An 18,408-nucleotide genomic window follows, 5' to 3' on the forward strand; every position below is an offset into this window, starting at 1 on the left:
GCACCGTGCCGGCCGGCTCCAGAACCCGAACGTGTCCGTCAGCGCGGTGCCCCCTCCCGGGACCGCGGCAACCACTGGAGAATCATGTCCCGTCGCCTGTTCACCTCGGAGTCCGTGACCGAGGGCCATCCCGACAAGATCGCTGACCAGATCAGTGACACCATTCTCGACGCGCTTCTGCGGGAGGACCCGACCTCCCGGGTCGCCGTCGAGACCCTCATCACCACCGGCCAGGTGCACGTGGCCGGCGAGGTCACCACCAAGACCTACGCGCCCATCGCGCAGCTCGTCCGCGACAAGATCCTGGAGATCGGCTACGACTCCTCCGAGAAGGGCTTCGACGGCGCCTCCTGCGGGGTGTCGGTGTCGATCGGCGCGCAGTCCCCGGACATCGCGCAGGGTGTCGACACGGCGTACGAGAAGCGTGTCGAGGGCGATGAGGACGAGCTCGACAAGCAGGGTGCGGGCGACCAGGGCCTGATGTTCGGCTACGCGACCGACGAGACGCCCACCCTGATGCCGCTGCCGATCTTCCTGGCGCACCGTCTGTCGAAGCGGCTGTCCGAGGTCCGCAAGAACGGGACCATCCCCTACCTGCGTCCGGACGGCAAGACCCAGGTCACCATCGAGTACGACGGTGACAAGGCGGTCCGTCTGGACACGGTCGTGGTGTCCTCGCAGCATGCCTCCGACATCGACCTGGAGTCGCTGCTGGCCCCCGACATCCGGGAGTTCGTGGTGGAGGCCGAGCTGAAGGCGCTGGTGGAGGAGGGCATCAAGCTCGACACCGACGGCTACCGGCTCCTGGTGAATCCGACCGGCCGGTTCGAGATCGGCGGGCCGATGGGGGACGCGGGCCTGACCGGCCGGAAGATCATCATCGACACGTACGGCGGGATGGCCCGCCACGGCGGCGGCGCGTTCTCCGGCAAGGACCCCTCGAAGGTGGACCGTTCGGCGGCGTACGCGATGCGCTGGGTTGCCAAGAACGTCGTCGCCGCCGGCCTCGCCTCGCGCTGCGAGGTGCAGGTCGCCTACGCGATCGGCAAGGCCGAGCCGGTGGGCCTGTTCGTCGAGACCTTCGGCACCCACACGGTCGACATCGACCGGATCGAGAAGGCCATCGACGAGGTCTTCGACCTCCGCCCGGCCGCCATCATCCGCGACCTCGACCTGCTGCGCCCCATCTACGCCCAGACCGCCGCCTACGGCCACTTCGGCCGTGAGATCCCCGACTTCACGTGGGAGCGCACCGACCGCGTGGACGCCCTGCGCAAGGCGGTTGAGGCGTAGGTCCGTTGTACGTGAAGGGCCCGCTGAAACCCATCGGCCGGTTTCAGCGGGCCCTTCACGTGCCAAGGGGTGCCCTGGAGTCAAACGGAGCTGTACAGACGCGAGGTCCACCGGGGAGTGCGCAGCGCGTCGGCGGCCTCTGTGGGGACGCTCAGGTGGACGTCACGGCTGTGGTCGTCGTCGGGGGTGGGGGTGATGAGTACCGTCCACGGGATGGGGCTCGCCGGGTACTCGAACCAGAACGGCCGGCCGGCTCCGAACTCCACTTCGTAGACGGGGAGTCGGCTGACGTTGTTCAGCGCGACCGTGCCGTCGAAGGCGTCCAGCGACATACGGCTGAGGACACGGCCCGAGGATCCCGCGCTCCGCTGGGCCTCAAGAAAGGCGGCTTCCCGCTGCACTCGCTCGAAGGTCACCCGGTCCAGTGCGGCGCGTACCGCCGAGACGGTGTGGGAGAGCGGCTCCTCGCGCAGCTCACGGGCCGACACGACTGCCGTGGTGTTGGAGACGGCGTTGCCCGAGTAGCCCTCCGGCAGACGGGACTTGAGGGCGGTACGCAGTCCGACCACGATGCCCAGGCGCTCCTCGGCGCCGGGTTCCCGGTCGCGCAGCGCGCCGAGGATTCGCCACAGGTGCGCGCTGAGCGCGTCGCCGCTGGAGACGGGGGGCCGGTGGCAGTCCTCGTCGACGCGCGCGGCCTCCCGCAGGGCGAGCACCTCCGCGGCGCTGAACCGGAGGGTGACGGTACGGACCTTCCGGGAGCGCGCGTTGACCCGCCAGATGAACCCGAACTTCTGCCGGCCGGTGACGACGCTGTACTGCGGGTCGTCCGGCTCGGGACGCACGTCGTCGCCGAGACCGTCGAGGAGTGCGCGATCGTACGGCGGGGCGGGGATGTCCTGCCCCGCATGTGTTCGGGACCAGTGCTGGAGGAAGTCGAGGTAGCCGCCGCCGTCGACGACACTGTGGCTGATGGAAACGCCGAGTACGGATCCACCGCCGTTCATGTGGGTCAGCTTGACCGAGAGCAGCGGAGTGTCGTGGCCGACGACGCGGAAGGCGTTGACCCAGGAGATGTAGCGGCGCAGGTCGCCCTTGGCGCTGTGGTCGGGCCCGTAGTCGGGCATGGCCCGGTCGGAGTGGACGACCGTGAAGGCCGCGCCGGCGTCGTTGCACAGCACGCTGAGGCCGCCGTCCGCGTCGCGTTCGAGGCGTCCGGTGAGCAGCGGATAGTGGGCCAGCGTGCGGCGCAGGGAGTCCATCACGGCATCGGTGTCCAGCGTCTGCCGGTAGAAGAAGACGCGCGGCGTGGCGAAGGTGCCGTTCATCAGGTCGTAGACGCTGAGCCGGACCCGTTCGCCGGACGCCCCTCCCCCGTGCAGGACGACAGTGCGCTGGGAATCGCCCGCTGGGCGGCCGAACTTCATGGGAGCGTCTCCAGGGTTAGGCGATGGGCCCGCCGGGGGTTCGGGACTCGGCACTTCAGGGTGCCGTGCCCTGGGTGATGAAATCCCTAGACCGTCAGAGACGGGCTCATAAGTGCCCGATGGTTTTGGTGGATCCCTAGAATCCACCGGCACACCTGGCCCGCGAGCGGGCTCTCGTGCTGCTCTGGTGCTCCCCCGATCGAACGATACGGGCGTGGGGACCCGCTTCGACTGCGAGCCGGCCGTACGTCTCGTCCCCACCGGCACATACAGGAGGCCATCAGCCGTGGGGAACGACAAGAGCGAGATCCTCGACCTGGTTCGGGAATACCACCGCTCCACCGTCTCATCGGGATTCGTAGCGGGCACCACGCCGGTGCAGGCCTCGGGTGCGGTGCTCACCGAGGACGACCGGGTGGCGCTGGTGGAGGCGGCACTCGACATGCGCATCGCCGCCGGTCCCAGTTCGCGCAAGCTGGAACGGGCACTGGCCAAGTACTTCAAGCTGCGCAAGGCGCATCTGACCAACTCCGGCTCGTCGGCCAACCTGCTGGCCCTCAGCAGCCTCACCTCACCGCAGCTGGGCGAGGACCGGCTGAAACCCGGCGACGAGGTGATCACGGTCGCGGCGGGGTTCCCCACGACGGTCAACCCGATCCTGCAGACCGGTATGGTGCCGGTCTTCGTGGACGTCGAACTGGGCACGTACAACGCGTCGTTCGAGAAGGTGAAGCAGGCGATCGGTCCGCGCACCCGGGCGATCATGATGGCGCACGCGCTGGGCAATCCCTTCGAGGTGGCGGAGATCGCCCAACTGGCACAGGAACGCGACATGTTCCTCATCGAGGACAACTGCGACGCCTTCGGCAGCACCTATCAGGGGCAGTTGACCGGCACCTTCGGCGACCTGGCCACCGAGAGCTTCTACCCCGCCCACCACATCACCATGGGCGAGGGAGGCTGCGTACTGACGGACAACATGATCCTCGCGCGGATAGTCGAGTCGATGCGCGACTGGGGCCGGGACTGCTGGTGCGAGCCAGGCGAGGACAACCGCTGCTTCAAGCGCTTCGAGATCCAGATGGGGTCGCTGCCTGAGGGGTACGACCACAAGTACATCTTCTCCCACGTGGGCTACAACCTGAAGTCGACGGACGTCTCCGCGGCTCTCGGACTGCAACAGCTCAGCCGGATCGACGAGTTCGGTGCCGCCCGTCGGCACAACTGGAACCGGCTGCGGGAGGGTCTGGACGGACTGCCGCACCTGGTGCTTCCGAAGGCGACGCCGGGTGCCGACCCGAGTTGGTTCGGTTTCGCCATCACCGTGCAGCCGGGAGCGCCGTTCGCCACGGGTGCCCTCATCGACCACCTGGAGTCCAGCATGGTCGCCACCCGCCGCTTCTTCGCGGGCAACCTGACCCGGCATCCGGCATACGAGGGACGGGAGTTCCGGGTCAGCGGGCCGCTCACCAACAGTGACATCACCACCGAGCGGACGTTCTGGATCGGTGTGTACCCGGGGCTGACCGACGAGATGATCGACCACAGCATCAACACGGTGACCGAGTACGTGACCCTGCCTCACTGATCGGGGAGAGCGCCGACGGGGTGGGGCCCGGCACCATGTGGTGCCGGGCCCCACCCCGTTTCGTGCGCTGTCGGCGGTCGCTCAGCCGGTGGCCGCCGCCGGGACCCGCTCGGCCCATGTCTCCAGCAGGTCCGCACCGCGGGTGGCGCCGCCCGCCGCGTGGATGGCGTCCCGCATCCTGCCGAGAGCCTCTTTCCCGTCGGGGTCGGCGAGCAGCCCGTTCACCGTCTCCGCGAGGCGCTGCGCGGTGAGGCCGGCTCTGGGCAGTGCGCGGCCGACGCCGCATTCCTCCAACCGCCGTGCGCTCAGCTCCAGTTCGTGGGTGCTCGGCAGGGCGACCACGGGTGTGCCGTAGGAGAGGGACTCCATCAGGCTGCCCATGCCCGCGTGACACACGAACACGTCGGCGTGCGGCAGGACCGCGGGATGCGGGAGCCAGGGGTGTGCCTCGACGTGTGCCGGCAGCGAGCCGAGGCGTGCGGGATCGCTGCCCCGGCCGAGTGTCATGACGACATGCCAGTCGGCCGCCGGGAACGCCTCGGCGCACAGCCGGAAGAAGTCCCCGCGGTCCCCCGACTCGGTGCCCAGGGAGATCAGGGCGACCCGCCGTCCGTCGCCGGGCGGTGTCCAGAGGCCGGGCTCCGGTTCGCTGAAGGTGGGGCCCACGAAGGCGAACCGGTCGTCGAAGGTGTCCCCCTGGATCTGGAAGGCGCGGGGCAGGAAGACCAGGTTGTGGAGGTCCCACTCGGTGCCGTAGCGGCCCATCTCGTCCAGGCCTATTCCGTGTTCGCCCATGAAGTCGATGAGCACCTTGGCTCCCTCGGCCATGAGCGGATGCGTGGCGTCCCACATCTGGGCCCGCATCGAGAACGTCTCGTTGGCGGCGTGGCTGGGGCAGAGCTGCACCGGGACCGCGCCGAGGACGCGGGCGGAGACGCGGCCGGCGGCGACCGTCTCGAAGTCGTAGAGCACGACGTCCGGCGGATCGGCGGACAGTGCGGCCATGGCGGCGGGGTAGACGGTCCGCACGGTGTCGACGAGCAGGTCGTAGCCGTCACGGGCGAGCCGGTCCGGATTCGGGTCGGCGGCACGGTAGAAGTCGCCGCGCGCGGAGGTGTAGGTCACGGCCCGGGCGCCGCACTCCTCGACGACGGACGCGAACCGCTCGTCGACGACGTAGGTGACCCGGTGGCCGCGTGCGAGGAGTTCGCGGGCCACTCCCAGCGTGGGGGCGATGTGGCCGAAGTCGGCGAACAGCATCAGGGCGTAGTGGCGGGTGGTTCTGGGTGTGCGGGTGCCAGGCGGCATCGGCTCTCCGAGGGGTGTCCGGCGGCCGGAAGGGCCGGGGCGGCCAACAGGTCAGCGGGCGCCTGCCCGGAGCGCCTCGTAGTGTGCGAGGCAGTCCTCGTAGCGGGCCAGGAGACCTGAGTCCCTGGCCGTGGCGACGGAGACCGCCGACGAGTCCTTCTCCGACATCAGGGGCGCCTCGGACAGGTCCCAGGGCAGGGCGAGATCAGGGTCGAAGGGGTCGATGTCCACCTGTGTGCCGGGCACGAACTCGGTGGAGCACAGGTACGACACGCAGGTGTCGTCGGTGAGGGCGAGGAAGCCGTGCACCAGGCCCTCGGCGACGAACAGGGTCTCGCCGGACTCGGCGGACAGCCAGTTCACCTCGTGCACCCCCCAGGTCGGGGAGCCGACCCTGAGGTCCACGACGATGTCGAGGACCGCGCCGCGCACCACGGACACCACCTTGGCCTGCCCGGGTGGCAGCAGCGTGCCGTGCAGCCCGCGCAGCGTACGGCGGCGCGACACCGAGTAGTTCACCTGCGCCACGGGCACGGGGCGGCCGATCTCCTCGGCGAGCCTGTCGTGTCGGAACGACTCGTGGAAGCTGCCGCGTTCGTCGCGGTGCAGGTGCGGCGTGATGTGGTAGGCGTCCGGCACAGCCATCTCTCGAACCTTCATGGTGTCCACACCGTAGGGCGTCCCGATCAAGGATCGATCGAGGAACGGCGGTGGACGGCTCCAGTCGATGAGGACTGGAGCGATTCTCCATCTGCGGCTGCTTCAGTGGTGCCGCCCGGCCCGCGATCGAGCGGGGCGGCGAAGGCGAACGGGCGCGCACCGCGCGGACCCGGGAGGAGAGACGGAATGCCGGATGTCGGTGCGCTGCGACGGCCCAGTGGTCCGGACAGGGGGTCCGGCCGTGTGCTGGTTCTTGGGGCGACCGGATTCGTCGGCCGCCATGTGGGGGCCGAGCTGGAGCAGGCGGGTTACGAGGTTCTCGCGGTCGCCCGGCACCCGCGCAAGACGCCGGCGTCCTGGCGTTTCCACCCGATGGACCTCGTCGAGGCCGACCCTCGTGCGCTGGTCCAGCTGATCGACGAGACCAGGCCCGTCGGCGTCGTGAACGCCGCGGGAGAGGTGTGGTCGCCGACCGCCGAACGGATGCGCAGCAGCAACCAGTTGCTGGTGGAGCGTCTCCTCGCGGCCCTGTCGGCGGCCGACTCCCGGCCCCGGCTGGTGCAGCTGGGCTCGGTGCACGAATACACGCCGCAGCCGCACGGGGTGTGGCTCACCGAGTCCTCCCCGGAGGAACCGGCCACCGACTACGGACGGACGAAGCTGCACGGCACGCGGGCGGTCCTGCGGGCCGTCGAGAACGACGCGACGGACGCGGTGGTGCTGCGGCTGTCGAACGTGATCGGCGCCGGTACCCCGCGAGGGAGCCTGCTGGGCCAGGTGGCCGCGCAGCTCCTCGACGAGGCCGTCCCGGGGCGGATCGCCGAGGTGCGGGTGTCGCCGCTGCGCAGCAGCCGCGACTTCGTCGACGCGCAGGACGTGTCACGAGCCGTCGTCGCGGCCCTGCGCTCCCCCGGTGCCCGCGGGCACGTGATCAACGTCGCGAGCGGTGCCTGGCAGCCGGTACGCGACATGGTGGATCTGCTGATCTCGGTCAGCGGTCGCTCCACCCGGCTGGTGGAGCGACCCGCCACGCCGTCGCGTTCGCTGGCGGACACGGACTGGATGGCCGTGGACGTGTCGGCCGCCCGCTCGATCCTCGGGTGGGTGCCGCGACGGACGCCACGGGACATGGTGGAGGACTTGTGGCGTGCCGCGGCCGAGCAGCGGGACAGCGCCGACGACGCGTGAGCGACGGCCTCGGCCGCCCGCGGGGTCAGCTGGGCAGGAGATCGAGGTCGGCCGTGCCGACACGATCGGTCAGCACGTGCTGGCGCAGCCGCTGCAGGCCCGGCGAGGGGTCGAGGCCGAGTTCGTCCCGCAGCAGCGCGCTCAGCCGCTGGTAGACCTCCAGTGCCTCGCTGCGTCTGCCGCACCGTTCCAGGGCGATGATGAGGGCGCCCTGGAACCACTCGTGCAGCGGGTGCGCGCAGGCGAGTTCCTTCAGCTCGCCGACGAGATCGCGGTGCAGGCCCAGCCGTAGCGTGGCGGTGATCCGCAACTCCTCGGCCTGGAGGTGGAGTTCGTTCAGGCGCAGGGCGTGTCCGTGCAGCGCGGGCCCCGGCGCGACGTCCGCGAACGGCGGGCCGTCCCACAGCCGCATGGCCTGTTCGAGCAGTCCGACGGCGCCGGCCGGGTCACCGTCGGCGAGTGCCGTCCGGGCCCGGCCGGTGAGCCGTGCGAAATCCTCCGCGTCACACGCTCCGGTCCCGACCCGCAGCAGGTAGCCGTGGGCGTGGGTGACGAGCGGGCCGGACTCGGCGGGACCGGGATCCCGGTCCCCGTTCAGCGCCTTGCGCAGCTGATAGGCGTACGTCCGCACGGTGGCGGTGGCGCTGCGCGGTGGATGCCCCGCCCACAACTCGTTCGTCAGCGCCTCCAGCGGGACGACCGTGTTGCGGCGGGCGAGCAGCAGCGCCAGCACCTGGCGGACCTTCGCCGGCGTGGGGGTGACATCCCGGCCGTCGGCCGTGACCCGCAGGGGGCCGAGAGTGTGCCAGGTCAGCACGACCCGGTTCCCGACGTCCCCTCGGGGCGGGTGACCCGGCCCCACAGGTCGGGGTTGTCGCGGTACCAGGCGACGGTCTCGGCGAGGCCGTCGGTGAAGTCCTTCTGCGGCTTGTAGCCGAGTTCGACATGGACCTTCCGCCAGTTCACGGAGTAGCGGCGGTCGTGGCCCTTGCGGTCGGTGACGTAGTCCACGCTGTCCCAGTCGGCGCCACAGGCGTCGAGGAGGAGCCCGGTCAGGCTGCGGTTGTCCAGTTCGGTGCCGCCGCCGATGTTGTAGACCTCACCGGCCCGGCCCCGGGTACGGACGAGTTCGACCGCGCGGATGTGGTCGTCGACGTGCAGCCAGTCGCGCACGTTCAGTCCGTCGCCGTAGAGCGGGACCTTCTCGCCGGCGAGCAGCCGCGTGATGAAGAGCGGGATGATCTTCTCGGGGAACTGGTAGGGCCCGTAGTTGTTGGAGCACCGCGTCACGCTCACGTCCAGTCCGTGGGAGCGGTGGTAGGCCAGGGCGATCAGGTCACTGGATGCTTTGGACGCGGCGTAGGGCGAGTTGGAGTGGAGCGGCTGCTCCTCGGAGCAGGAGCCCGTGGCGATGGAGCCGTAGACCTCGTCCGTGGAGATGTGCACGAACCGGTCGATGCCGCGTCGCAGGGCGGCGTCCATGAGGTTCTGGGTGCCGAGGATGTTGGAGCGCACGAACTCGGTGGCGCTCGCCAGGGAGCGGTCCACGTGGGACTCGGCGGCGAAGTGCACCACGTGGTCGTGTTCCGCCATCAGGCCGTCGACCAGCTCTGGGTCGCAGATGTCGCCGACGACGAGCCGGTAGCGGTCGGAGTCCGCCACCGGGGCGAGGTTGGACAGGTTCGCGGCGTAGGTGAAGGCGTCGAGGACGGTGACGGTGACGTCGTCGGGGCCGAGGGGTCCGAGCATGGTCCGGACGTAGTGGGAGCCGATGAAGCCGGCTCCGCCGGTCACCAGGATGCGCGTCTGGCTCATCTGAGTGCGGCGCGTCACCGGGCGGGCCGGGTGACGCGCCGTCCTCCTTTCATGGATGTACGTCGCGGGGAGGCCGGGTTTCAGCGGTCCGCGACGAGGCGTTCGAGTTCGGGGACGAGGGCGTGCGGGGTCGGCATGGCGGCGGACTCGTCGCGCAGCCGGCGGGCGGCGGCGCGGTAGGAGCCGTCCTCCAGGAGTTGCCGGGTGAGGTCCAGGACGCGGTCGGGGTCGGCGTCGGTGTGGTGCAGGAAGTGTCCGGCGCCGCTGTCCTCCAGGGACCGGCCGCGCAGTTCCTGGTCGGCGACGAAGGTGGACACGGCGAGTTGCGGCACGGCGTTGACCAGGGCTGTGGAGAACGAGCCCCAGCCACCGTGGTGAATCACGGCGGAACAGCTCGGCAGCAGGGTGCCGAGCGCCACTCCGCTGACGGCGAGGACGTTGGCCGGCAGGTTGTCCAGCTGTTCGGCCTGCTCGGGCGTGAGGGCGGCGACGATGTCGGCGTCGAGCCGGGACAGGCTCCGCAGCAGACCGGCGACGTCGACGTAATCGCCGCCGTACGCCTCGGTGTTGGTGCGGCCCAGGGTGACGCAGACGCGGGGCCGCTTGGGCTCCTCGCGCAGCCAGTCCCACTGCACGGCGGTGCCGTTGTAGGGCACGTACCGCATCGACAGCTGGTGGAGGTCGCTGGGCGGACGCAGGCTCGGCGGCAGGGTGTCGAGGGTGAACTGCCCGTTGAGCAGCTCCTCGTCGCAGCGCACACCGTAGGCCTGTCCGCGCTCGCTGATCCAGTCGGCGAGCGGATCCACCCGCTGCTCGTCGGACACGTCGTGGGCGAGTTCGACGAACGTGCCGCGGGCCTGGCCGTACACGTCCGCGCACCACAGCAGTCGGGCATGCGCGGCGCCGCAGGCACGCGCCGCGATGCCGCCCGCGTAGGCGATCGGGTCGCGGACGACGAGGTCGGGCTTCCAGTCGCGGGCGAGGGCGACGAGGTCGTCGAGGAGGGGGTCGTTGTAGCGGGCGAACCCGTACGGCACGCTGATCCGGTAGCGCTCGACCATGCTGGCGTGATCGACGTCGCCGTAGCCGAGGCGGCTCCAGTTGGCCACGTCGGCGTCCTGCGAGTCGCGTGCGGCGGACATGTCGCGGTGGACGTCGTCGTGATCGGAGCCGACCGGCGCCGCCACCAGTCCGGCGCCGGTGACGGCCTCGTTCAGTGAGGGCGCGTTGGCCATCAGCACCTCGTGCCCGGCGGCCGTCAGGGCCCAGGCCAGCGGCACCATCGTGAAGACGTGCGACTTCTCCGGCAGGCCGGCGAACAGGACGCGCATGGGTTCCTCTCCTCGTCGGATCCGTGCGGTGGCACAGGGCGGCGCTCAGGCCGTGAGTCCCCGGTCCTCCGTCACGGTGATGGCCCTCATCGGGCAGGATTCGGCGGCTTCGCGTAGGGCGACGGCGTGGCCGTCGCCGGGTCGGTCGACCAGCAACAGGACGAAGCCGTCGTCGTCCTGGTCGAAGACGTCGGGTGCGCTGAGGACGCACTGACCGGAGCCGATGCAGTTGTCGTGGTCGATCGCGATGTCCATGCGGGTCTCCTGTGCGCTCGCCGCCGCCCGGTGGGACACCGGAGCGAGCCCATCCTGCGGTGCCGGTGCCGGAGAACGGCCGCGCTCGGACCTCTGTCTGGGGTTTCCTCCAGAACTTCGGCCACCGGACGCGCCGAGGGAACCGGTGCGCGGTTGATCATCCGGCCCAGTACGCGGTGAATCCCTAGACTGCGCCGCCCGCGCTGGCCCGGCTCGCGAACGGCGTGCTGGAGTGTCCGGACCATCGGCGGTCGCGCCGGCGAAGAAACGACTCGACCGGGACCGCCGTAGGAACGACAGCTGTGAAAGGGGAATCCGGGTGGCGCAGCAAGGCACTTCGGACGTGCTCGACCCGACACCCGAGGCGGACTTCCCGTCCGACCGCGCGCCGGCCGTGGAGCCGGACGGCGGCGTCACGTTGCTGGCCTGGCTGGCGCGGATGCGGGAGGAGCGGCCGGTGTGGCGGGACGGCAGCGGCAACGTGCACGTGTTCCGGCACGCGGACGTGCAGCAGATCCTCGCCGATCCGGCGACGTTCTCCTCGGACACGGTGGGACGGCTGTCGGGCGGGGAGAAGCAGAGTCCCCGCGGCACGCTGCTGCTCCTGGACCCGCCGCTGCACGGCAAGATGCGCCGTCTGGTCAGCCGGGCGTTCACACCGGGCCTGATCTCCGGTCTCGAACCGTGGATCACCGAACTGACCGGGCAGTTGCTGGATGCCGCCCCGGAGGAGTCCTTCGACCTGGTGGACGCCCTGGCCAACCCGCTGCCGGTGACGGTCATCGCGCGCATGCTGGGCGTCCCGACCGAGGATCGCGACCGGTTCCAGGGCTGGGCGGACCAGCTTCTGTCCACGGACCCGGAGGACCCCGAGAGCGTGCGCAGGATGGAGGAGACCGCGGTCGCCATCACCGTCTACCTCCAGGGCTTCATCGAGGCCCGGCGCAAGGAACCCACCGGTGATCTGCTGAGCACCCTGGTCGACGCCGAACTCGACGGTGAGCGCCTGGAGGACGAGGACATCGCGAGTTTCGCGACCCTGCTGCTGCTCGCCGGCCACATCACCACCTCGGTGCTCGTGGGCAACGCGCTGCTCTGCCTGGACGGCGATCCGAAACTCCTGGACCGGGTCCGCGCCGACCTCTCGCTGGTGCCCGCGGTGCTGGAGGAGACGCTCCGCCTGCGCCCGCCGTTCACCCGGATCGAGCGGGTCACCACGACCACGGCCACGCTCGCCGGAACGGAGATCGGCCCCGACACCCTCGTCCACCTGTGGCTGCTGTCGGCCAACCGCGACGAGCGGGTCTTCGAGGACCCGGACACGTTCCGCCCGGACCGCTCCAACTCCCGGCAGGCCGCGTTCGGCCACGGCATCCACTACTGCATCGGGGCCCCGCTGGCCCGGCTGGAGGGCCGGATCGCACTGGAGGCCCTGCTGGACCGGTACGGGCGCATCGGCGTCGACCCCGCAGCGCGGCTCAGCTGGCACGGCACCAACGTCTTCGGAGCACGGCACCTGCCCCTGCGCGTACAGCGCGCGTGAGGCCCCTTCGGCTTCGTCCCCGACCGCATTCCCGAACCCTGCCCCTCTCGCCGGAGTGATCCCATGAAGACCAGGCCCGAGCCGCCCGTGATCCCCTCGAACCGGGGCACGTGCCCGTTCGACCCGCCCGCCGAGTTCGCCCGGCTGCGCGCGGAGCAACCGGTCAGCCCCATCACCTTCGAGCTGGCGCCCAAGGACACCGAGGGCTGGCTGGTGACCCGCCACGACCTGGTCCGGCAGATCCTCGCCGACGACCGCTTCAGCCACCGCAACGAGTTGCTGGCGGCCGTGGTCGCGCCGCCGTTCCCCATGACCGAGTACGCGCCGCAGCCCGCCCCGCCCGGCTCGTTCGCGAAGATGGACGCCCCCGACCACACCAAGTACCGGCGGCTGCTGGCGGGCCACTTCACTCTGCGCCGGGTCCAGCAGTACGAACCTCAGCTGACCCGGGTCGTCGACGAGGCGCTGGCGGAGATGACCGCCAAGGGCTCTCCCGCCGACCTGGTGAAGGACTTCGCGGAGAAGGTCAGTCTGCGGTCCGTGTGCTCGATGATGGATGTCTCCCCGGAGCTGATGGACGGCATCCAGGAGCACTTCTCCGTTCTCATGACCCTCCTGTACACGATGGAGGAGTTCATCCACCACGTGGAGTCGATGGACGCCCTCATCCGGCCGATGGTGCGCGAGCGCATGGCGCAGCAGGGCGAGGACTTCTTCGGACGTCTCTCCGCGACCGGCCGGCTGACCGAGGACGAACTGGTCAACCTGGCGGTCCTCACCCTCGGCGGCTCGCTCGACACCACGCCGAACATGCTGGCCCTGAGCGCTTTCGCCCTGCTGGAGCACCCGGATCAGCTGGCGCTGCTGCGTGAGCGCCCGGAGTTGTACGAGGAAGGCGCGGTGGACGAGCTGCTGCGCTACCTGACGATCTCTCAGATGGGTTCCAGCCGCTGCGCGTTGGAGGACGTGGAGATCGGCGGTGTCACGATCAAGGCCGGCCAGACGGTGGTACTGGCGCTGCCCGCGGCCAACCGCGACCCCGAGGTCTTCGACGACCCCGACCGGCTCGACGTCACCCGGGTCCCCCGCAAGCACCTCGCGCTGGGTTTCGGCGCGCACCAGTGCCTGGGCCAGCACCTGGCCCGGGCCAGCATGCGGATCGGGCTGCGCCGCCTGTTCGACCACTACCCCACGCTCCGGCTGGCGACGCCGGCCGCGGACGTACCGCTGCGCGACCGCGCCGTGCACTACGGCGTGGATCAGCTGCTCGTGGCCTGGGACTGAGGCGGCCATGGCGAGCAAGAACTCCACGCGGCGTGCGGCGAAGAAGGATGTCCGCGCGTTTCGCACGGTCGTCGACAGCCGCGTCGAGCAGGTGCACACCGTCCGCGCCGGAACGGCGGACGGCCGCCGGATCCGGCTCACGGGCTACGACCTGCTGACCGGTCCGTGGTACACGCCGCTCACCTTCTTCTACCGCGAGACCCTCGACGGCGCGGCCCTGCGCGACTCCCTGGCGCGCACACTGCGCGGCTACCCGCTGCTGGCCGGACGACTGGAGCGGGACGCGGACGGCGGTCTGAGCGTGCTCTGCAACGACGCCGGAGTCAGGTTCACTGAGGCGTCCTGCCCCGAGCCCATGCGCGATTACGGTCACGGTCTGCGGGCCGAGCCGGTCATCGGGGAACTGCTGCGCGAGGTGAGCGCCTTCGGTGTCGTGGGCCGGGACACCCCGCTGCTGAAGGTCCGGCTGACCCGGATGCGGGGCGGCGGATCGATCCTCGGCGTGCTCATCAACCACAGCGTCGCGGACGGCGCCAGCAGCCTGTCCTTCCTGGAGAGCTGGTCGCGCGAGCACCTCGGGCTGGAGTGGGAGCCGCCCAGTCACGCCCGCGAGATCCTGGACGCGCTCGGCCGGCCTGCCGTGGACCCCGCCCGGCGGGACGCGCGCGCGTTCATCGGCGTGGGCCGGGTCCGCCATCTGACCACCACGCTTCGCGTGGGCGTCAAGAAACTGGCCACCGTCACGACCCGGTTCGGCCCGTCGGAACTCGCGGCCCTCAAGGCAGAGGCGCAGGGAACCCTGACCTCACCCGACGACTGGGTGTCGACGAACGACGCGCTGACCGCCCATCTGTGGCAAACGCTGGGCCAGTTGCGGGGCCGGCCGGCCGAAGCGCCGGAGTGGCTCGGGCTGATCGCCGGCGCCCGGAACGGGCTGGGCGACTCACTGCCGGCGACCTACTGGGGCAACTGCGTCAGCAACAGCTGGACGTCCCTGGCCGCGGCCGAGCTGCGCGAGGCGCCTCTCGGGTCCGTGGCACACGTGGTGCGCCGCTGCCTGGAGAGCAACACCGAGGACAAGATCCGTGACGAGATCGCCTTCCTCAACTCCTACCGCCGCAAAGGGGTCTCCCGGCACGTGATGTCGGTGCGAGCACCCGACGTGTCGACGACGTCCCTGTCGGTCAACAACTGGTCGCGGTTCCCGATGTACCGCATCGACCTGGGCGCGGGACGCCCCTTCTGGTACGAGTTCCCCGACCTGCCGGTCCCGACCGTGCACATCGCCCCCACCCCCGAGGAGGACGGCGGCCGGGACGTCTACCTCTGCCTACCCGTGGCCGACGCGGTCCTCGCCGACACCCCGCCGTGGCGGGAACGCCTGCACTCCCGGAGCAGCACGCGTGTCGGCTCCTGACGCCCCGCCACTCTTCCTGTTCAGGCGAACGGGCCGGGCTCCGCGGGGAGAATCTCCACATATAGGAGGGCCGGTGAATTCGCGGCTGCGAGGAAGGCAATCTTGTGCTTGTCCCCGCACCGAATAGGCAAAGATGATTCACAGAAAGAGATTCCGCGTCCACGGGGGCGGTCCGTACGGTCGGCTGCCCTCGGGCGCGTACACACGCCCCGGTGCTCTGGTGGCTCTCCGGGAGAGAGGGACAGGATGACCTCTGCGCACCGGGCCAGTCACGTGGACCGACTAGCCGACGGACCGGACCCGGTGGAGCGTGAGTACGAACTCGCCCTCCTCGACGACCTGACCCGACGCACCGCGGCGGGCCGACCGGCCCTCGTCATGCTCGAAGGCCCCGACGGCATAGGCAAGTCAACGCTGTTGGAGGCCCTGGTCTCCCGGGGGCGGGCACGCGACCTGCGCGTGCTGCACACCCGTGCCGGGCAGCAGGGGCCGCGGCTCCCGTTCGGCACCGCGCACGCCCTGTTGGCCGATCTCGACGACGGCTCCCTCCGGCTCCCCCTGGCCGCCTGGCGGGACGCCTCCTGGGACGGCGGAACCACCACGCGCCCACAGGGGCTGCCCCTCCACGAGACCGATGACGGAAGCATTTCCTTCTGCATGGTCACCGAACTCCTGGAGGTCGTCCGGTCCGCCACCGCGAACGGCCCGCTGATGATCGTCGTCGACAACGCGGAGGAAGCCGACGAAGCGTCGCTGCACTTCTTCGCCCACACCGCGCGCCGTATGGGAGGACTGCCCCTGCTCCTGGCACTCGCCCGCCGCAGTGGCGCTCACGCACCGGCCCTGAACGAGGTGGCCGCCCTCCCCCTGTGCCAGGTCCTACGGCCTCGGCCGCTGACCCGGGCCGGGATCGACCTGCTCATCCAAGGGCTCATAGGCACCGAGTGCGACGCAAGCGTCCAGGAGTGCTGTCTCGCCGCCACCAATGGCAATCCCCTGCTGGTGACCCGCCTGCTCACCGAGTTGCACGAGAAGGGCCTCCCCCACACCATCACGCACGCCTCTCCCGTCTCCGGACACGATGGAGCGGCCTTCCGGTCACCGGCGACGAGCCTGCTGCGCCGGCAGCAGAAGGTCACCGTCGAGGTCGCCCGGGCTCTGGCCGTGCTCGGCGACGGAGCCACCTCGGAGACGTGTGCCCGCCTGGCCCATCTGGACGGCACCGTCTTCGCCCGCTCGATACTCGCGCTGGTCTCGGGCGGACTGGTCGCGTCGGACAAGGACGGAACCTGGTCGTTCGCCCACTCCCTGCTGCGCGCCGCCGTGCTCGGCGACATGTCCGAGGAACAGCGCTCGACCGCGCACGGCCGGGCGGCCCGGTTGCTGCACGACGGCGGTGCGAGCGCCGCGGACGTGGCCGATCACCTCTGCCGCTCTCCGGCAACGGCGGCCCAGCCCTGGGCCCGGACCGTGCTGCGGGAGGCGGCCAGGGAAGCGATGCTGCGCGCCTCCCCGAGACGTGCGGTGGAACTGCTGCGACCGTGCGTGCCCCAAGGCGCGGAGGAGGACTGCGAGCCGAGTCTGCTCGTCGAACTCGGCGTGGCGGAACGGTGGGTGGACGCGGAGGCCAGCATCCGCCATCTGACGACCGCTCTGGAGCGTCCGATCGACCCCGAGTTGCGCCTGCAGGCCCTGAGCGTCCTGGCCGAGGCGCTCGCCCGGCACGGGCAGGTCGTCAGCGCCGTGGGCCTCCTGGGCCGGATCTACTCCGACACCACCGCCCCCTTCTCCGCCATCGCGCGCCCTCAGCTGATGGAGGCGCAGGTGCTCATGGCGGCCACGTGCGACCGGACCGCGTACACCGAACTGCTCAAGAACGTCACATTTGATCTCATGCTGCCCGGCGACACCCCGGACGAACGCGCGCTGCTGACCGCCCGCAGCGTCATCTCGGTCGCCCGCCTGGACCGTGTCGCCCAGGCGGTCGCGGCCGTCCGTACCGTCGTCAGCCGCGGTGCGGTGGCCACCGACGGGGTCTTCCTCGCCATCGCCGGCTCGGCCCTCCTGTACTCGGACCGTCCGCACGAGGCCGAACGCGTCTACCGCCAACTCCTCGACGGCACCGATGCGTTGCTCGACCAGGCGTTTCCGAGCCTGCTCGGACTCCAGGGCGAGGCCCATCAGCGCCTCGGAGCTCTCGGCGAGGCGCTCGACACCACCGCCACCGCTCTGGAAAACGTTGTCGTCTCGCGCGCCACTCCGGAGGAAGCGGTGCCCCTGGCGGTACGCATTCACGCCCTCCTCGACAGCGGCGAGCTGGCCGAAGCGTCTCTGCTCGAGGCGGAGATTGCCGACCCCGTGGCGGACTACGCCTGGCAGTGGAACGAGGTGCTGTGTGCCCGAGGGCGGCTGCACCTGGCCAAGGGGGATCCTAAGCTCGCCCTCGAACATCTTGAGGAGAGCGGCCGCCGGCAGGCGGAGTGGCAGCGCATCAGCCCGGCCGTCTCGCCGTGGTGGTACTGGACCGGCCGCGCCCATCTCGCACTGGGTGACCGCCACGCCGCTCGCGCCCTGGCCGAGGAGGCCGCCGAACGCGCCCGCGCCTCGGACCTGCCGTGCGCCCTGGGTTCCGCACTCGACCTGTGGGCCGACGCGTTGGAGAACGACGAGCGACCGGCACTCCTCGAAGAGGCCGAGCAGATCCTCATGGGCACCCAGGCGGCCCTGGTCCGCGCCCGGGTGCGGGTCGCCCGGGGAAAGATGCTCCAGCGGCTCGGCCACCAGAAAGCCGCGCGCGAGGTACTCCGACAGGGCTGGGAGGAGGCCTACGCCATCGGCGCCTGGCCCCTGCACGGCATCGCCCACCGCGCTCTGCTCGCCACCGGCGCACGACCTCGCCGCCCGGTCTCCCACGGGCTGGGCGCACTCACCCAGAGCGAGGCACAGGTCGCGCGTCTCGCCGCGGACGGCAAGAAGAACGCTCTGATCGCCGAGACCTTGTTCGTGACCCAGCGGACCGTGGAAGTACACCTGACCTCGGTGTACCGCAAGCTCGGCCTGTCGGGCCGCCGCGAGTTGAAAGACGTCATGAAGACGTCCGGCACGGGCGACGGCCCACCGTAGCCACCACCCCAGAGACCTGGCTCGTGCACCAGGACTCGTCAGCCGGCCTTGACCAGCTGCCCCTGCTGGTTGCTGCCGCCGTAGTGGGTCCACGGCTGGAGCCGGGTGCCCGGCCAGGTGCACCGGCCACGAGATGCGACAGACTTACGGTTCGTCACGGGGCAACCGCTCTAGTC

Annotated in this window: 14 protein-coding genes; 7 read left to right on the forward strand and 7 right to left on the reverse strand. The window is 70.6% G+C overall.

What is annotated here, in order from left to right; translation table 11 throughout:
• Positions 1-84: 84 nt before the first annotated feature.
• The gene (gene metK / locus ACIPTO_RS15820; protein ID WP_401192195.1) at positions 85-1,293 is read left to right on the forward strand and encodes a methionine adenosyltransferase; all 1,209 of its coding nucleotides are present in this window, start codon (positions 85-87) and stop codon (positions 1,291-1,293) included.
• Between the two features lie 80 nt (positions 1,294-1,373).
• On the opposite strand, the gene ACIPTO_RS15825 is transcribed toward metK, so the two are convergent.
• Positions 1,374-2,720, reverse strand: coding sequence for an acyltransferase (locus tag ACIPTO_RS15825; RefSeq protein WP_401192197.1), 1,347 nt, complete (start codon positions 2,718-2,720; stop codon positions 1,374-1,376).
• A gap of 286 nt (positions 2,721-3,006) precedes the next feature.
• On the opposite strand from ACIPTO_RS15825, the gene rfbH reads away from it, so the two are divergent.
• Entirely contained in the window at positions 3,007-4,308 is a 1,302-nt protein-coding gene (gene rfbH, locus ACIPTO_RS15830; RefSeq protein ID WP_366325728.1) for a lipopolysaccharide biosynthesis protein RfbH, read from the forward strand.
• A gap of 81 nt (positions 4,309-4,389) precedes the next feature.
• On the opposite strand, the gene ACIPTO_RS15835 is transcribed toward rfbH, so the two are convergent.
• Together ACIPTO_RS15835 and ACIPTO_RS15840 are read right to left on the reverse strand one after the other, a co-directional pair.
• Positions 4,390-5,616, reverse strand: coding sequence for a macrolide family glycosyltransferase (locus ACIPTO_RS15835; RefSeq protein ID WP_401192201.1), 1,227 nt, complete (start codon positions 5,614-5,616; stop codon positions 4,390-4,392).
• A 51-nt stretch (positions 5,617-5,667) separates the two neighbouring features.
• Complete coding sequence (locus ACIPTO_RS15840) at positions 5,668-6,261, reverse strand: dTDP-4-dehydrorhamnose 3,5-epimerase family protein (RefSeq protein WP_401192203.1); 594 nt, start codon at positions 6,259-6,261, stop codon at positions 5,668-5,670.
• Between the two features lie 258 nt (positions 6,262-6,519).
• Here ACIPTO_RS15840 and ACIPTO_RS15845 point away from each other — a divergent pair, with 258 nt between their 5' ends.
• Positions 6,520-7,464 carry an NAD(P)-dependent oxidoreductase gene (locus ACIPTO_RS15845; RefSeq protein ID WP_366325733.1) on the forward strand — a complete coding sequence of 315 codons (945 nt, stop codon included), beginning with the start codon at positions 6,520-6,522 and terminating at the stop codon, positions 7,462-7,464.
• 25 nt (positions 7,465-7,489) lie between these two features.
• Here ACIPTO_RS15845 and ACIPTO_RS15850 read toward each other — a convergent pair whose 3' ends face one another.
• From ACIPTO_RS15850 to ACIPTO_RS15865, 4 genes are all read right to left on the reverse strand, one after another.
• A complete protein-coding gene (locus ACIPTO_RS15850; RefSeq protein WP_401192206.1) occupies positions 7,490-8,281 on the reverse strand; it encodes a BTAD domain-containing putative transcriptional regulator in 792 nt (263 codons plus the stop codon).
• A complete protein-coding gene (rfbB, locus tag ACIPTO_RS15855) occupies positions 8,275-9,279 on the reverse strand; it encodes a dTDP-glucose 4,6-dehydratase (RefSeq protein WP_401192209.1) in 1,005 nt (334 codons plus the stop codon). The genes ACIPTO_RS15850 and rfbB overlap by 7 nt, the downstream gene beginning before the upstream one ends.
• 80 nt (positions 9,280-9,359) lie before the next feature.
• Positions 9,360-10,610 carry an activator-dependent family glycosyltransferase gene (locus ACIPTO_RS15860; protein ID WP_401192211.1) on the reverse strand — a complete coding sequence of 417 codons (1,251 nt, stop codon included), beginning with the start codon at positions 10,608-10,610 and terminating at the stop codon, positions 9,360-9,362.
• A 45-nt stretch (positions 10,611-10,655) separates the two neighbouring features.
• Complete coding sequence (locus tag ACIPTO_RS15865) at positions 10,656-10,865, reverse strand: ferredoxin (protein WP_366325741.1); 210 nt, start codon at positions 10,863-10,865, stop codon at positions 10,656-10,658.
• A gap of 319 nt (positions 10,866-11,184) precedes the next feature.
• Between ACIPTO_RS15865 and ACIPTO_RS15870 the strand changes: the two genes are divergently transcribed.
• The 4 genes from ACIPTO_RS15870 to ACIPTO_RS15885 all read left to right on the forward strand — a co-directional run bounded on the left by ACIPTO_RS15870 (position 11,185) and on the right by ACIPTO_RS15885 (position 18,232).
• Positions 11,185-12,408, forward strand: a complete 1,224-nt coding sequence (locus tag ACIPTO_RS15870; protein WP_401192214.1) for a cytochrome P450 — start codon at positions 11,185-11,187, stop codon at positions 12,406-12,408.
• 63 nt (positions 12,409-12,471) lie between these two features.
• Positions 12,472-13,692 carry a cytochrome P450 gene (locus ACIPTO_RS15875; RefSeq protein ID WP_366325745.1) on the forward strand — a complete coding sequence of 407 codons (1,221 nt, stop codon included), beginning with the start codon at positions 12,472-12,474 and terminating at the stop codon, positions 13,690-13,692.
• A gap of 7 nt (positions 13,693-13,699) precedes the next feature.
• Positions 13,700-15,109, forward strand: coding sequence for an acyltransferase (locus tag ACIPTO_RS15880; protein WP_401192217.1), 1,410 nt, complete (start codon positions 13,700-13,702; stop codon positions 15,107-15,109).
• A 246-nt stretch (positions 15,110-15,355) separates the two neighbouring features.
• Positions 15,356-18,232: an AAA family ATPase gene (locus ACIPTO_RS15885; protein ID WP_401192219.1), complete on the forward strand. Its 2,877-nt coding sequence runs from the start codon at positions 15,356-15,358 to the stop codon at positions 18,230-18,232.
• The last annotated feature ends 176 nt before the right edge of the window (positions 18,233-18,408 follow it).

Origin of the sequence: Streptomyces sp. NPDC090083, from assembly GCF_044747445.1 — a bacterium.
Classification (GTDB): Bacteria; Actinomycetota; Actinomycetes; order Streptomycetales; family Streptomycetaceae; genus Streptomyces.